Annotated in this window: 13 protein-coding genes; 9 read left to right on the top strand and 4 right to left on the bottom strand. The window is 46.9% G+C overall.

Annotation, left to right across the window (positions count from 1 at the left end):
• Positions 1 to 227: 227 nt before the first annotated feature.
• The 6 genes from AC0J20_RS15565 (at position 228) to AC0J20_RS15590 (ending at position 4,514) form a co-directional block, all read left to right on the top strand.
• Positions 228 to 944, top strand: a complete 717-nt coding sequence (locus tag AC0J20_RS15565; protein WP_473022409.1) for a hypothetical protein — start codon at positions 228 to 230, stop codon at positions 942 to 944.
• 157 nt (positions 945 to 1,101) lie between these two features.
• Entirely contained in the window at positions 1,102 to 1,266 is a 165-nt protein-coding gene (locus tag AC0J20_RS15570) for a hypothetical protein (RefSeq protein ID WP_229529174.1), read from the top strand.
• Between the two features lie 307 nt (positions 1,267 to 1,573).
• A complete protein-coding gene (locus AC0J20_RS15575; protein WP_229529173.1) occupies positions 1,574 to 1,984 on the top strand; it encodes a hypothetical protein in 411 nt (136 codons plus the stop codon).
• 12 nt (positions 1,985 to 1,996) lie between these two features.
• Positions 1,997 to 2,527 (top strand): hypothetical protein, encoded by a 531-nt coding sequence (locus AC0J20_RS15580; RefSeq protein ID WP_473022410.1) that lies wholly within the window; start codon positions 1,997 to 1,999, stop codon positions 2,525 to 2,527.
• A gap of 249 nt (positions 2,528 to 2,776) precedes the next feature.
• Positions 2,777 to 3,607 (top strand): hypothetical protein, encoded by an 831-nt coding sequence (locus AC0J20_RS15585; RefSeq protein ID WP_229529171.1) that lies wholly within the window; start codon positions 2,777 to 2,779, stop codon positions 3,605 to 3,607.
• Between the two features lie 58 nt (positions 3,608 to 3,665).
• Positions 3,666 to 4,514, top strand: a complete 849-nt coding sequence (locus AC0J20_RS15590) for a hypothetical protein (RefSeq protein WP_229529170.1) — start codon at positions 3,666 to 3,668, stop codon at positions 4,512 to 4,514.
• Between the two features lie 73 nt (positions 4,515 to 4,587).
• Here the strand turns inward: AC0J20_RS15590 and asnB are convergent, their stop codons facing one another.
• On the bottom strand, positions 4,588 to 6,255 hold the full coding sequence (asnB, locus tag AC0J20_RS15595) for an asparagine synthase B (protein ID WP_229529169.1): 1,668 nt from the start codon (positions 6,253 to 6,255) through the stop codon (positions 4,588 to 4,590).
• Between the two features lie 322 nt (positions 6,256 to 6,577).
• Complete coding sequence (locus AC0J20_RS15600; RefSeq protein WP_473022411.1) at positions 6,578 to 8,185, bottom strand: M28 family metallopeptidase; 1,608 nt, start codon at positions 8,183 to 8,185, stop codon at positions 6,578 to 6,580.
• Positions 8,186 to 8,290: 105 nt separating this feature from the next.
• Between AC0J20_RS15600 and AC0J20_RS15605 the strand changes: the two genes are divergently transcribed.
• Positions 8,291 to 9,127: a DUF3025 domain-containing protein gene (locus AC0J20_RS15605; protein ID WP_473022412.1), complete on the top strand. Its 837-nt coding sequence runs from the start codon at positions 8,291 to 8,293 to the stop codon at positions 9,125 to 9,127.
• 23 nt (positions 9,128 to 9,150) lie between these two features.
• Here the strand turns inward: AC0J20_RS15605 and AC0J20_RS15610 are convergent, their stop codons facing one another.
• Positions 9,151 to 9,987: a Yip1 family protein gene (locus tag AC0J20_RS15610; RefSeq protein ID WP_473022413.1), complete on the bottom strand. Its 837-nt coding sequence runs from the start codon at positions 9,985 to 9,987 to the stop codon at positions 9,151 to 9,153.
• A gap of 177 nt (positions 9,988 to 10,164) precedes the next feature.
• Between AC0J20_RS15610 and AC0J20_RS15615 the strand changes: the two genes are divergently transcribed.
• Positions 10,165 to 10,941, top strand: a complete 777-nt coding sequence (locus tag AC0J20_RS15615) for an ABC transporter ATP-binding protein (RefSeq protein ID WP_473022414.1) — start codon at positions 10,165 to 10,167, stop codon at positions 10,939 to 10,941.
• The gene (locus tag AC0J20_RS15620) at positions 10,941 to 12,134 is read left to right on the top strand and encodes an ABC transporter permease (RefSeq protein ID WP_473022415.1); all 1,194 of its coding nucleotides are present in this window, start codon (positions 10,941 to 10,943) and stop codon (positions 12,132 to 12,134) included. The genes AC0J20_RS15615 and AC0J20_RS15620 overlap by 1 nt, the downstream gene beginning before the upstream one ends.
• 455 nt (positions 12,135 to 12,589) lie before the next feature.
• Here AC0J20_RS15620 and AC0J20_RS15625 read toward each other — a convergent pair whose 3' ends face one another.
• Positions 12,590 to 15,274 carry an Hsp70 family protein gene (locus AC0J20_RS15625; RefSeq protein WP_473022416.1) on the bottom strand — a complete coding sequence of 895 codons (2,685 nt, stop codon included), beginning with the start codon at positions 15,272 to 15,274 and terminating at the stop codon, positions 12,590 to 12,592.
• Positions 15,275 to 15,292: the final 18 nt, after the last annotated feature.

Here is a 15,292-nt window from a genome sequence, read left to right on the forward strand (position 1 = left end):
GTGTCGGCAGTCTGCTTGCAGTTTTAGGGGCAGGGAAGTGATATGCAGTCAATTTTCGCTTGAATAGTCTTCAAAATGTAGTTGACCCCAAAGTTTGGCAACTTAACCTCAAATCAGCAGAATTTTTCAGCAATGATGCAATGATTGACGTCGCAAGTTTTTGAAAACCCTGAATTTAACAATGTCGCTGGTGGCAGTCTGGCCAGTGCGAATTTGGTAGCAAATCAATGGCAAAACTCATTCAACAATTGTTTCTAACGCTGACAATTGGCCTTTTGGCCTTTAATAGCTCTGTACAGGCTAAAACCTCAAATCTGACTTTTAAGAAAGATCAGGTGGCTGACTTTTTGTTTTTAACAGACCGCGAGGATGGCAAACCCCTTAAAAAACAATATTTCGCCGATATTGGCCCGGCCGCTGTTGCCATGGGTTATCAAAATACCACGGCATTTCGCATCACCCGAAATCCTGTGAGTGGTCAGTATTTCCCCAGAGTTCTTGCTATAGCCAGCTGGCCTGGTGACTGGCAACAGCGGAAGGCGTTTTTCTCTCAACTGGTTGAAGAAAAGCCGGATATTGCCGAGCGTCGTTTTGCTATCTGGAGTACCTTCAATATGAGTAATTATGAGATTACCGAGGATATGAATGTGGCATTTGATGCCGATAAAGTCTATGTATTTGGCGCTTACTGGCAAACTGATGCCAGTGATTTTTCTGAGCTGAGCGAAGACATGCTGACAGGTATTGAGCAGGCAGGCGGAAAGGTGATATTTAATTATGCTGATGCCCAAAGTTTGTTTGGTTACATAGCTGCACCAGATCTCACCATGATCACTGAGTGGCAAAGTCAGCAGGACTTTGACCAATACTATAAAAATAACGGCACAAAGCTGGCTCAAGCCATGAAGTATTCCAGCGAACTGTATCTTGATATACGTGAATAAGTTGTCCTGAAGCAAAAACTGTACTTTAGTACAGGTTACAAACGATTTTTTAGCGCCTATGATTACTTCACTTTCTGCAACAAACTTCGTTGCTACAGAAAGCAAGGTGCAAAGGAATGGTACCTTTGCAAATCACATTTAAGAAAAGGAAATCATTATGCGTATGTTAAATCAAATCGAAACTTCTATGGTCACTGGTGGTGTAACAGGTGACTGCACTGGCTCAACGCAAAAAGGCACGTCTTCTGGCCCTCGTCCGGGTGAAACTCTGCTGGAGTATTACCTGCGCACTCAGGCAGAGCAGCAAGAAGGTACTTTATAAGTGCAATGCCAGGCCGCTCTATCGGAGCGGCTGTTTACTGTGGATAGCAGTATCTGGCAGGTGTTACTTTTCTCAATCTCTTCCCACAATTTTTCACTTCCAATAAGTTCATCCTGATTGTCAGTCGCAGGCAGACAATGTTGCTTACAAATTGGTACATATCGCTGCCCTGATTAAACGTATATTGTCGACGCTGAGGAATAAATTTATTCCCCAAAACGTTTGTTACTTTTGTCAGGAAGAGCGATTGGCGTTTGTACGCCATTTTCTATTCAACCCTATCATTTTTCCTAAAGGAATAGCTTGTATGTCTAATCAAATTCGAAATCTATTTGTAGCCGGTGCTTTATCGTTAACTTTGATGGCCTGTGCCAATACCGCAGACAACGACGAAAAACAGTTGACTGTGGGGCTGGTACAAAAAGAAATCACTAAAGGGGTTTCTGCACTTAAAGTGGCCCAAACTCTCGGTAGTCCAAATATTGTAAAGAAATCACCGGATACCAATGGCGAAGTCTGGATTTACGACAAAATCTCACAGACAAAGAGTGATAGTCGTTTAGGGATTAATGTCCTGGGGGCCGGTTCTGACGTGGCAGCATTGTTGGGTGGCAGCAGCAGCCAAAGCGAATCCAGCAGTCGCAGTTTAACAGTGATCATCAAGCTGGATGAGCAAGACAATGTGTCGGACGTCTCATATTTCCGTAGCGCATATTAATTGGAGACAGGAATGAGATCAGCCAGGTTATTATGGGGCGGTGTATTATTCATTCTCTTAGCCGGATGCGCCAGCTCAGTTAAGCCGCCATCCCTCGCTTTGAGAGAATATCAAACCCGCACCTATCAGCAAAAAACCAATCAGGAGATCTTCCATGCAGTACTCAATGCATTGCAGGATGATGGTTTTGTGATTGATGTCGCGGATATCCAGTCAGGTCTGGTGAAGGGGAAAGTCAGCAGCACCAAGCTCAATGCGCGGGAAACGCTGCAAAAAACCGCCTTTACCGTATTGACCTATGGGGTATTTTTACTGTTTACCGATGGCAATATGGACGATGTGGAAACAGTCAGCGCCACCATTACTATCTCACCTTATGGAGAGAGTATGAAGGTGCGAACCAGTTTTGTTTATCGTCGGGATAATCCAGATGGTGAAACTGTCGAGCACAAACAGATCACTGAGCAGGATGTCTATCAAAAGTTTTATAGTACTATTGAAAAGTCCATTTTCTATGATGAGGCTTTGCAGCCAGCAGCCTGATAAATCTAGTACACTAAGCGACGGTTCTGTCGCTTAGTTCTTTTTCTCCGGGCTATGTTGGCTTTTTATCTTCCTCTTGTGACTCGAACCGAGTGAGTTTCAGCCTTGATAAGAAAAAATTTCATTTTTGAAGTGTGAAACAGAAAATATATGCTATGGTTTTTTGGTAATATTATTTCTTACCATAAATGCGTTGTTTCACATCTGAATGTATCTATGGATTAATCAATCTGAACAAGGAGAATCACAATGGCGGAAGATACTGAAAGCACGAGCACTGGATCAGGAAGTGGCTCAAACCCGGCGAACTGGTCGATAGTGAGTAATGCCGAGAGTCGGGCAAAATCGATCACCCTGTCACAGGCTAAGGAAATCCCTGCTACGAAGGAATTTGCTATCAATGCCACCGGCAATCTGTTTGTGGCTACAACGCTTAATGGCGGTAGTTCTGAAGGCGCTGCCATTTCGCAGGAAGCGTCAGAGGCCTTTGGCCAGGTCAGTGTGTTTTTTGCCGCGATGACCAAGGCCATGAGTGAAAACAATGACACGCTGTACGATATCGAAGCGATTGATAAAGTGGTATCCCGCTCGGGTCTGTTTGTTAAGGTCACCGAGAGTAATGTGCAGTTTAGCAGTAAGTCCTGGGGTGTTACCTTTGGCAGTGAATTAATTACCGCATTGTTGGGCTTCAGTGGCGGTCTGGCGGCTGTAGGCAATTCATTAATGCAAATGCTGGGGGATATCGGAAAAAAAGGTCAGGACATCACCGTCGCGGGTTCCAGCACCAGCACAGATACCAAAGTGGGCACCATAATTTTTGTCTGTGAATATTTGTTAGGCGCTGTTTCCATTACGCCAATTGTGCTTAGTGTTGACTCGCAACAGGCGTCAAAGGTGTTTCAGGCCGGGCCTTGCTTTAAAGCACAGAATAAAACGTATTCACTGAATATTGATAAAACCACGTACCTGTTTGTACCGCCGGCCTTTATTCCGGAAGCGAAGAATTTAAACGAAGCCATGGACAACCCGGACTTTAACGAACTGGTGAATACCTTAAAACAAAGTTTAACTGAGTCCTAATCATTGACAGGCGTAATCATCAGGCGACAGGTTAATGCTGTCTGGTTGAGGGTGATACATGTTTAGCTGGTTAAAGCGTTGGTTTGGCGGGCCGGAACCGTCGGCCAGCAAAGTTCAACAAGCCTCGGTGTATCAGCCCCTGCCAAAATATTACATGTTCAACGAAACCGGTAATATTATGCTCTGCACCTCGGAAAAAAATATCAGTGGCTTTGATGAAGACATTAAAAATAGCTTCATCGATGTCACGGTGTTTTTTTCTGCGATGTCAAAGGCTATCCATACCACCCAAAACCCGAAAACCAACAAGCCATACTCCATCTACAATTATCAGGCGGTAAAAAGCATTTTATTGTCGTCGGGGATGTTTGTTGAGGTTAATGTGGAAGAAGGGGTTTTTCGCAGTGAAAAGGTGGGGGAGTCTATGGGCAAGGAGTTTTTGCAGCATGTCTTAAATCGCAACTTTGGTGATGTGCATCTGCCATTTTCCCGGGCCATGTTTAACGGTATGCGTTATCAACAGCAACTGGCCAGGCATGCCAATGTAGCACTGGGCAGCAATGAAGCCATGTATTTTCGCGGTGGCAGTATCTTTTTTATCTGTGAAATTCTGATGGGGATACCGCAAACCACCGCCGTTTTGATCAGTATTGAACCTGACAGCGCTAAAAATCAGGAGGCCATTAAAAAGGGATTAAATGAGGTGGAAAGTATGTTCGATCTGGGAGCCAAACAGGAGTGCGGTGATGACGGGCATGGTATAACCCGAAGTTGGATATTTAAAAAGCGCTCTTACCTGTTCACGCCACCGAAGTTTTTATTTAAGAACTCAGCCCATCTGGTACGGGGTGACTCTGCAGAGTGGGATGGCCTGGTGGAGAAGTTTCAGCAAAGCTTGCCACACTAGTTCAGCGCAGTTAAAAAGCAAAAAGCCCGGCAGCATCACTGACGGGCTTTTTTCATTGTTAGCAAAGTAAAACTTACTGCTTGCCGTGCACGTCTTTCATAGAACGACCTGACGGATCTGCCATGCTCTGGAAGCTTGCATCCCAGGCCAGGGCCTCAACAGTACTACAGGCGATAGATTTGCCACCCGGTACACACTTTGCGGCACTTTCTTGTGGGAAGTACTCTTCGAAAATGGTGCGATAGAAGTAGCCTTCTTTGGTATCCGGCGTATTATGAGGGAAGCGGAACGCCGCTGTGCTCATCTGTTGGTCCGTGACCGCTTGATCAACATAATCTTTGATAGAATCAATCCAGCTGTAGCCTACGCCATCGCCAAACTGCTCTTTCTGACGCCATAAGATTTCAGAAGGCAAATACTCGCCATTATCAAAGGCCTTACGCAGGATCCACTTCTCCATGCGCTCTTTAGAGCACATTTTATCCTGAGGATTCAGGCGCATGGCCACATCCATAAACTCTTTGTCCAGGAAGGGAACACGCGCTTCCACACCCCAGGAGGAGGTGGCCTTGTTGGCTCTGGCACAATCAAACATGTGCAGGCGTTGCAATTTACGCACGGTTTCTTCGTGCAATTCTTTGGCATTTGGCGCTTTGTGGAAATACAGGTAGCCGCCAAATATTTCATCAGAACCTTCGCCGGATAACACCATTTTTATGCCCATGGCCTTAATTTTCCGGCTCATCAGGTACATAGGCGTAGAGGCACGAATGGTGGTAGTGTCGTAGGTTTCCAGGAAGTAAATGACGTCGCGAATGGCGTCCAGGCCTTCCTGAATGGTGAAATGTATTTCGTGGTGAACGGTACCAATCATGTCCGCCACCTTTTGCGCAGCCTGTAAATCAGGAGCACCTTCAAGACCTACGGCAAATGAGTGCAGGCGCGGCCACCAGGCCTGTGTCTTGTCTTCGTCTTCAACGCGCTTGGCAACATATTTGGCTGCTACCGCAGACACCAAAGAAGAGTCCAGACCACCGGATAGCAGTACGGCGTATGGCACGTCTGACATCATGTGGCTTTTAACTGCTTTCTCAAAAGCGCCTTTTAATTCATCAAGGTCAGACTCATTATTTTTAACGGCGTCGTATTCCATCCAGTCTCTTTGGTAATATTCCACCATTTCACCGGTTTTGCTCCAGAAATAGTGACCCGGAGGGAATTCGTTTACCGTTTTACATACAGGTACCAGCGCTTTCATTTCAGACGCTACGTAAAAATTGCCGTGTTCGTCATGGCCGGTATACAGCGGAATAATCCCCATGTGGTCACGGGCGATTAAATAGGCATCCTGAGTCTCATCGTATAAAACAAAGGCAAACATGCCTTTTAAGTCATCAATAAACTCCACGCCTTTTTGTTCGTACAACGGCAGTATGACTTCACAGTCCGACTTGGTACGGAAGTGATAAGGCGTGTTTAAATTTTTTGCTAATTCTTTGTGATTATAGATTTCACCATTAACTGCCAGCACCTTATTTTCGTCGCGACTGACAAGAGGTTGGGCACCGGTATCTACATCAACAATGGCCAGGCGTTCGTGACACAAAATGGCATTATTATTATTCCAGATACCTGACCAGTCCGGGCCGCGATGGCGCAACAATTTTGACAAATCCAGGGCTTGCGTCCTGAGTTCTGACACATCGGTTTTAATGTCCAAAATACCGAATATACCGCACATACTTAGGTTTCTCTCTGTTTTGGTGAATCTAAAAAATGGCGTTGCCGGGAACGGTAACCGGGATAAAATTACGAAGGGAAAGATAACGATATTTTAGCGTCTTTGGCCTCATTCCTAACAACGTCCTACGCCCCTGAATGTGCCAGTATGGCCGGAAAATGCAAGTTAAAACTGTAATTTTTTTACAATAGCTTAGAGCGTGTTGATATTTGCTGTGCAAAATTCACACAATCAGGTTCGCCACGCTTTGTGACTTAAACCAAAAACGCAATAAAAAGGGCGGATAACACCGCCCATTTTTCGTCTTTTAGGATAATTATCCTTAAGGTCTTTGAAATTCGCTGGTTTCACTCCATTGTGGCCAGTCGTCACCAGAGGCGATATCAAAGCCTATTTCAAAGTACATTTGTGCGTCTTCCACCATACCTTCAAAGTTCCATGATTCGCGATATTGGTCACAAACCTGGTGGTAACAACCCGTCTGGATGACGGACATTTTCTTACGGTAATCGGCAATCTCTTCGTTCAGTGGGGTTGGACCGCCTTTGGCATACAGGGCCGGAACGCCTTTTTTCGCCAGGCTGAAGTGATCGGAGCGGTAGTAAATGCCCGCTGCCGGACGGCTTTCCTGCACCAACACACGGTCTGTGCGCTGCGCTGCTTTTTTCAGGTATTTTTCCAGCTCAGATTTACCCATGCCCACTACTTCAACATCTTTAGTGGGACCCATGATATTCATGGCGTCAATGTTCAGGTTAGCAACGGTTTTAGCCAGTGGGTAAACCGGGTGCTCAGCATAATATTTGGAGCCTAACAATCCCTGTTCTTCAGCGGTTACCAGCAAAAAACTCACTGAGCGCTCGGGACGCTGCTCTAAACTGGCAAATGCCTTCGCAATTGAAATCAATGCGGCACTACCGGTGGCATTGTCATGGGCACCATTGTATATATTGTCGCCTTCTTTAGCGGGGTCTTTACCCAGATGATCCCAGTGAGCGGTATAAATGATGTGCTCATCGGGGCGCTTGCTGCCGGGAAGTGTCGCTAAAAAGTTATAGCTGGTGGATTTATTCAGTGTGCTTTTCACTGTGACTGAAGCTTTGCTGCCCATCGCTTTTGAGTATGGACCTTGTTGAGCATTGCGTTTTTCTTCCGCATAGTCCAGTCCGGCCTTAGCGAACACCTGTTGCGCCGCTTCTACTGATAACCAGCCTTCCACTTTTACCCGGCTTTGGTTGCCATCGGCGGTAACCAAACCGTATTGCGGACCACTCCAGCTGTTGGCCACCACAGACCAGCCATAAGAGGCGGGGGCGGTTTCATGCACAATCAATGCGCCGGCTGCGCCCTGGCGGCTGGCTTCTTCGTATTTGTAGGTCCAGCGGCCATAGTAGGTCATGGTTTTACCCTGGAACTTACCGCTATCCGGGTTTTCAAATCCGGGATCGTTCACCAGGATAACTACCGTTTTGCCTTTGACATCCAGGCCTTCGTAATCATTCCAGTCGTATTCCGGTGCGTTGACACCGTAACCCACAAACACCAGTTCTGAGTCTTTCAGTTCTACCAGTTCGGATTCACGGCTGGTGCCGGCCACCATACCTACTTTGTACTCAAATTTGTCACCGGCGATATCCAGTGTCATGTCTGGATCGGCTTCGATTTTAACCAATTCTACCGGTTGTAAATAACTGCCATCGACACCGGGCGTGTAACCCAGCTTGTCAAACTGACGGGTAAAGTATTCCAGAGTGTAAGCTTCGCCAATCGTGGTAGGCTGACGACCTTCGAATTTGTCTGAAGCCAGGGTTTTTACATGCTCTCTGAGATCTTGTTCTTTAACTTGTTGCAACGCTTGTTCAAACGTATCTGCCGCAACACTGCCTGACAGCAAACCTGCCAGCGCGATACCATAAAAAGATTTTCGCATTTTTATTCTCTTGTATAATGTTTTCTGTCGGGAGATTTGTCCCTTGGGACAGGATTCCGTGCTTAAGCTTATTCAAATTCTCATCTTTATCAACCGGAACGTGGTTTGCAGTATTCCCCAAAACGATTTGTCACCCCTGAAAATTGGTTTACCTCCTGGCTGGAAAAGCCTTATTTTAAGCATCTGGCACAGCTTTTCAGAATGCAACAGCAATCAGGTTTTGTGGATGTCGCTACACTCAATGCGTGGGCAGCGGCAAGTGGGTTGTCGGGTATGCGCTTCGTTTGTGATGCTGCATTGCAGAAAAAAGAAACCGCGCTGCAAACCGACGGCCTGTATTACGAAGAAATCATTCATCAGACCGGTTGCGTACCCACCAGGCCTGACAGCTGGCATGACCTGTTTAATGCGCTTATCTGGTGTCTGTTTCCGGCCAGTAAAAAAGCCTTAAATCAACTGCATATCTCTGAAATTCAACAACACGGCTTGCATCCCCGCACTGCGGTCAGAAATCGCGTTACTCATTTTGATGAGTGTGGCGCGGTGTTGACTTATTGCGATAAAACACATCTGCAAGCCTTGCAAAATCACCAATGGCATGAGGCCTTTGTTGAACAGCGGCAAAAATGGCAGGCTTCAACGCAGCTTTTTATGTTTGGACACGCCAATTACGAAATGTTGTTAGCGCCATACATTGGTTTGACCGGTAAATACATCGCTATCGCTGTCACCGATGACTTTTATGCAATGCCGCTTGAAGAACAGTATCAATATCTGGACAAAGAATTGTGCAAGCTTATCCACAAAGGTGCGTTGTTCAGGGAAAAGAAAATGATGAAGCCTTTACCACTTTTGGGGATCCCAGGTTGGGACCCCAATAATGACAGCCCTGAATACTATGACAATCAGGACTATTTCAGGCCGCTGCGGACAAGAGCCTGATCTCAAAAAGTGGGGCCCTGGTCTTAAAAAATAAGAAATAGTGCCCACACACCCCAGATTATGGCAAAGGGTGCAGTAGCGATAATGGTGCATTGCCGGGTGCTTAACCGGGTCCATTGGCTGACCCCCACCGCTGTCAGATAAATCACCCATAATGCATCCACACTGATCCCTTGTGCCCAGCCATGCCAGGCTGAATCCATGGTCAGACCTAATACAAACGCCAGGGAAAATACGCTCAGATATTCAGGTGGTGTTTGTGGGCCGCCAAAGAGCAGAAGTATGATTGTCGTTAATATGCTAAAAAAGGCAAATGGCAATGACACCCACCAGGTAAAGCCGTACCAGTCGCTGAATCCCAATACATTGTCTTCATCAATTTGGGTAATTTTTGTCAGATAAAAGGCAAATACCGCGTTGATGATAACTATACCGATGACCAAAAAGAAGGCGGTAAAACTACCGATGCTTTGTTGTAACATCAGTTGTTTTGCCTGTTCTTTCTCTGCCGGGCTGACATCAGGCATCTGCATTTCAATTGCCATATCGCTGTACCAGTTCATGTCAATCTGATTGAAATACAACCAGGTCGGCAGTACAGAGAAGAAGGCCACAAATATAAAGGCCACCCACGACCAGTTGTGCGCATCTTTGATACGGGCAAACACTGAATTAGGTTTGAGAATAATGGCCTGTAATGCCGCGATGGGGCCCATCGCATTTGCCGGAGATTCGTCAGGCTGGCTCTCTGTCGGGCTGGCATAAGGGTTCTCTGCTGTCGGTTGCGCTTCTTCTGGTGATTCGGTATTGCCTGACTGTGGTTCTTCTGGCTTTTCGGGAGCCTGTTTATTGTCGTCCATTATATCCTGACCTGTTGTTTTCTCATGTCTTTGGTAATTCTGCGCCAATGCGCCTGTCTTCGTCCTAATTTTTACACAAGCTGTCCCCAAAAAAACAGATAAAAAATTTTCTTTGTAATAAAAATCAGCATAGTCACACTATGATAGTTCCAAAAACAAAATAACAGGTATAAACGGATGATTACAGTTAAGCAACTGGCAAAACGATTTCGCGTTGAAAATCCCAAAAAGCTGACGGCACAGGAAAAAGCCGATCCGCGATTGAAAGGGCCTTTCTTTTATTCGGTGGAAGACGTGTCTTTTCACTGTGAAAAAGGACAAGTTTTGGGATTATTGGGGCCAAATGGCGCCGGCAAAACCACCACCCTCAGAGTGTTGTCATCGGCCTTAAAGGCCGATAAAGGTGAAATAGCCATTAACGGTCACAATGTCGCAGATTCTCCCGCTATTGCCCGCAAATCCATCGGCTTTTTGTCCGGTAATACCGGGCTGTATGGCCGTTTAACCGGACGCGAAAACATCAGTTATTTTGCTCGCCTGCACGGTATGTCTGCCAAAGAAACTGAGCACAGGGTTCAGGAACTGTCTGACATGCTGGATATGGATGCCTGGCTGGACCGCCGTTCAGAGCACTATTCCAGCGGCATGAAACAAAAAACCGCCATTGCCAGAGCGGTTGTGCATTCACCGTCAGTGGTGGTGCTGGATGAGCCTACAACCGGTCTGGATATTATGGCGACACAAACCGTTATGGATTTTATCCGACACCTTAAAACACAAAATACCCCGGTGATTTTTTCTACTCATCATCTGGATGAAGTGGCGGAATTGTGTGATCAGGTCACCGTTATTAATTTGGGGCGCACTCAGTATATGAATGATATTGCGCAATTTAGAGGGGCGGGTCAGTCAATGAACAGCGCGTTTATGAATATTCTGCGAGGAGAAGGCTAATGTGGTTAGTGGTACAAAAAGAGCTTAAAGAGTTATTGCGGGACCGCAAAACCCTGTTTTTTATGATTGCCTTACCGATGCTGGTGTTCCCTGCTATGTTTGGTGCCATTGGCTATTTCACCTCCAAAGCATTAGATGACGCACAAAACAAAGTACTCAAATTTGCTGTGCTTGGCGGTCAACATCATCCTGAACTGGTGCAGCAAATTAGCGATGATGCCAGTTTTGAATTGGTTTCTTTAGCGGAACCAACTGATTTTAAACAACAAATCCGCGACAAGCAGTTAGATTTTGTTATTGAACTGGACGCTAATGCCGCCGGCGCAGTACTGGACGTGGGGCAAAGTACCGTGACCCTGTATTTAAATGATGCTGGCCTGAATATGGTGGAAACCCGCATCAAAGAGTATGTGGCTACGCTGAACGAAAATAAGCGGCAGCAGGCTTTTGAAACATTGTCGGTGCCAGAGTCTAAGCAGTTGGCGTTGTTAAAACCCGTGGTACTGGAAAAAGACAATATCGCAGAAGCCCGTGAAAACTGGGGTGAAAAAATCGGCGGATTGATCCCTTATATGTTGTTCATATTGTGTCTGCAAGGTGCCATGGTACCGGCCAGTGATTTGGCCGCGGGTGAAAAAGAACGAGGCACACTGGAAACTTTATTGCTGGTGCCACTGGACAGAACTCAACTGGTGCTGGGCAAGTTTGTGGTAGTGCTGATTGCGGCCATAGTGGCAGCGCTGGTAACCATATTCAGTATGGGCTTTTGGGGCATAATGATAGGTCAGGGCATGGCCATCACTTTTATTCAGGACATGATGACCCAGATTGCCGTTATCGATTACATTCTGATGTTTGTGATGCTGGTGCCGGTGGCGTCTATTTTTGCCGCTATCTTGTTGAGCCTGTCAATTTATGCCCGCAGTTATAAAGAAGCGCAAAGCTATATGAGCAGTCTGATTCTCATGGTGATCTTGCCCATCGTTGTGGCGATGGCGCCTGGCATTACATTGGAAGGGATCTGGGCCTGGGTGCCGCTGACTAACGTGGCTTTGGCCATCAAAGAACTGATCAAAGGCACCATGGATTATTTCGCCTTAATGGGCATCCTGACTTCCACTTTGGTGATTGCTGGTGGCCTGCTGGCCTTCTGTGTGTACTGGTTTAAACAGGAAAAGGTACTGTTCAGGTAGCGCTTAGGATGAAATAGTACAGCGGGCGTTGGCCCGCTGTTTTGGTTTTCAGCCCAAAACCACCTATTTCAGTAGGTGCTTATCTTTCAAAAGGGCTTTGCCCGCAAAGTACCAAAATTTCAACGCTTGATGTTGTTTTGCCGGGGCGCCGGCGACGCCTTAAGGAATGCTGCCTGCGGCACTCCTTAAGAATCCTCCGCAGCCCTTGACACGCAAAGCGTAACCTTCGTATTCAGCACAACAATGACCATCAATGACAGTATGTCCCTATACTGGCATTGATTGAAGTATCTTCCCTGATACTTCTCATTGTTGTGTGATCTGAATACTTAGCTTACTGCGTTTAAAGGGACCATGAATAGCACTTCGAACTGAACAAATTGCTGACTTTCTGAACTCCCTTATACGGAGTCAATACAAAGCCATCTTCTTTAGATGATGGGTTATTTACTTTTTCAAAGTATCAGCCCGGAAGGTAACTCGTCGCCCCATAACTGGTTGTTCTGGTTGGCGCTTTCGTCTCCCTTCAGAATGGCCAGATAGCTGTCTTGCGAACTGAGTCGTTCGGCAATTTGTTGCTTCAGTTTTTCATCTATGGGATCGACATCCGCCACTGGTTTAGCGCCGGATACCGCCAGTAACGCCAGATTGGGGTTATTTTTCCAGTCCTGCTGTAATGCTTTTTCGATCAGCTTTTGCGCCACTTCTACCGGTACCACATAGCGGCTGTCAGCATAAATCATTTTGCGATTTATCAGGCGCGCTGCGCTCCAGGCCATATCTTTATTGACTTTTTTGTCACCCAGTTGATTGCCGATGCTGTTTAAAATGTTGAGTTTGATATCCGTGGGCAGGCGTTCCAGGCTACCAATTAAGCGGATTTTCTCTTCAACCGCGGCGGTAACTTTTACTTTACCACCTTGCTTGCGTTTGTTGGCGGGTAACACATGATTAGTATCGGTATACAAGATCAGCTGTTGCTCCTGAGTCAGACCTGCTGCGGCGCGACGCCAGAAAGCCCACCATTGAGCCCAGATTTCAGCGGATTGCACAAATTGAATGCCCTGACTGTATAACGACCAGATGGCCTCGATGCGCTGTTTATCACCAGGATAGCCAATACCTGGACGCAAACAGAAGCCTGCCATGTTAAACCAGGTGCGCTCATGGATTTCACTGCGTCGACGACGACTCACCTGTGCCAACAGGTGGTCAAACAAATACCGGGCATCGGCGCTGTTCCAGCTGTCCCGTTTGCCTAACAGTTTTTCCAGGGTTTTACGCAGAGGCTCTTTAGCCGGTTTTTTACCGGCCGGACCAAACCAGCTATCAATAGCGGCAATGACTTTGTAAATATTAGGGTGTAACTCTGCCTGACTGGTGTCTTCTTCGTTGCGCAAATTAAAGGCTAATTCATGTTGATTTGCAGCACCCACTTCATGTAGCACCACATTGAGTACGCCCAGCTCATCCAGTTGCGCAACAATATTTACCTCTACCTCTGAATCACCTTCCAGTGTGGTTTTCAGGCCCGGTAATTGGTGCAGGCTTTCATGCCAGGGCAGGGTTTCACCTACACTGAAGGACTTTTCTTCCAGGCTGTAGCCAATATCAAACTGTACTTTTTGCCCTTTGCGTAAAGTGAACTGCTGAGCTAACTGCTGCGCTGTATTGAGTTCAGTGTGCTTGGGCAACAGGCAGATGGCTTTGTCGCCTTCGGCACTGGCAGCTTTCAGAAAGTAGTGACGTACCACCGCGCTTTTAATGAGTTTTTGGTTTTGCTCTTTGGCACGACCATATAAGGTTGCGCCTTTAGCGACAGCGGTTTGTGGTTCGGGATTAGTCAGCCAGGTGATATCGTTGTCGCTGCTCCAGCCATCCACCAGGGCTTTTAACCGGGTCTGGATTTGTGCACTCAGGAAAGGGCCACCGTTTAACAGCCAGACATCGGGGATCACCATGTCCTGTGCGTCGCTTTCATCTTCCAACAAGGCTTGCTGTTCATTGCTCAGGAAGCTGGAAATATGCCTGGAGATAGCCGCATCTGCGGGATAGGGCAGGGATAAATCTGATAGTGAGCGTTTGCGGGACTTGGGATGACTGCCACTGGTCACCAGAGGGAAAAAGCCGTCCAGCAATGCTTGTTGCACTTCTTTGTGGGTTAAGCGGGTTTCCTTCACGCTGCCAAATAAACTGCTGCCACCGGTTTGCAACTGAATGCGAATTTCATCAGGTGCCTCGTCTGACAACAAGATTTCTTTGGCCCGCTGACATTGCACCAGTACCTGGCTCATGTTGCGCTGCGTGGGCTCCAATTCCATCTTCTGCAGCACCCGAACTGCCAGAGTGAGATCCATATTATCGCCGCCCAGCATCAGGTGATCACCGACGGCGATGCGTTCCAGCTCCGGCACCGGGCTGTTTTCGGAAAACTTACCAATTTTAATCAGGGTAAAATCGGTGGTTCCGCCACCCACGTCACACACCATCAGGTGTTTATGGCCTTTTAGCGTCTCTGTGTTGTGCTCAGCGACCCAGTAATAACAGGCGGCCTGCGGTTCTTCCAGTAAACTAAAATCTTTAAATCCGGCGCGCTTAATGGCCTCAATAGTTAACGCTCTGGCGATATCATCAAATGAAGCCGGTACGGTGATGACTACTGACTGTTGTGCTATCGGGGCATCGGGAAACTGATGATCCCAGGCGGCGGCAATGTAGGCCAGATAACTGGCTGTGGCTTCCAGTGGCGTGCAGGTTTGCACACCTTCCGGTGCTTGTTCAGGCAGGTGAATTTCGGCGTTGGATTCGCCGCGGTAACCCAGCCAACTTTTGGCACTACTCACCAGGCGCGACGGGGTTTTATTGCCCAACTCCTGAGCATATTTACCGATGACAGCATTGGTGAGTTCACTGTTGATTGTATCGGTTTTCCAGGGCAACTGTGTGGCTGATTGGTCAAACTCCTCAGCGTAGTGATAGCGCAGGGCAGGCAGCAAAGGCAGGGCTTCTATCTGACCCGGTGCCACCACCTGTGGAATTGGAAATATCTTGATATCACTGTTTTTATCAGTCAGTGAGCAATAACTAACTACTATGTTGGTGGTGCCAAGGTCAATGCCTAAAACATATTTCTTTTGCATAATTGAGTGACTTTTTCA

The sequence above is a fragment of the Planctobacterium sp. R6 genome, assembly GCF_055755215.1.

Excerpts from the sequence above, each read along its gene's own strand:
- AC0J20_RS15565 (WP_473022409.1), top strand. The coding sequence starts at position 228 with ATGGCAAAACTCATTCAACAATTGTTTCTAACGCTGACAATTGGCCTT.
- AC0J20_RS15570 (WP_229529174.1), top strand. The coding sequence starts at position 1,102 with ATGCGTATGTTAAATCAAATCGAAACTTCTATGGTCACTGGTGGTGTA.
- AC0J20_RS15575 (WP_229529173.1), top strand. The coding sequence starts at position 1,574 with ATGTCTAATCAAATTCGAAATCTATTTGTAGCCGGTGCTTTATCGTTA.
- AC0J20_RS15580 (WP_473022410.1), top strand. The coding sequence starts at position 1,997 with ATGAGATCAGCCAGGTTATTATGGGGCGGTGTATTATTCATTCTCTTA.
- AC0J20_RS15585 (WP_229529171.1), top strand. The coding sequence starts at position 2,777 with ATGGCGGAAGATACTGAAAGCACGAGCACTGGATCAGGAAGTGGCTCA.
- AC0J20_RS15590 (WP_229529170.1), top strand. The coding sequence starts at position 3,666 with ATGTTTAGCTGGTTAAAGCGTTGGTTTGGCGGGCCGGAACCGTCGGCC.
- asnB (WP_229529169.1), bottom strand. The coding sequence starts at position 6,255 with ATGTGCGGTATATTCGGTATTTTGGACATTAAAACCGATGTGTCAGAA.
- AC0J20_RS15600 (WP_473022411.1), bottom strand. The coding sequence starts at position 8,185 with ATGCGAAAATCTTTTTATGGTATCGCGCTGGCAGGTTTGCTGTCAGGC.
- AC0J20_RS15610 (WP_473022413.1), bottom strand. The coding sequence starts at position 9,987 with ATGGACGACAATAAACAGGCTCCCGAAAAGCCAGAAGAACCACAGTCA.
- AC0J20_RS15615 (WP_473022414.1), top strand. The coding sequence starts at position 10,165 with ATGATTACAGTTAAGCAACTGGCAAAACGATTTCGCGTTGAAAATCCC.
- AC0J20_RS15620 (WP_473022415.1), top strand. The coding sequence starts at position 10,941 with ATGTGGTTAGTGGTACAAAAAGAGCTTAAAGAGTTATTGCGGGACCGC.
- AC0J20_RS15625 (WP_473022416.1), bottom strand. The coding sequence starts at position 15,274 with ATGCAAAAGAAATATGTTTTAGGCATTGACCTTGGCACCACCAACATA.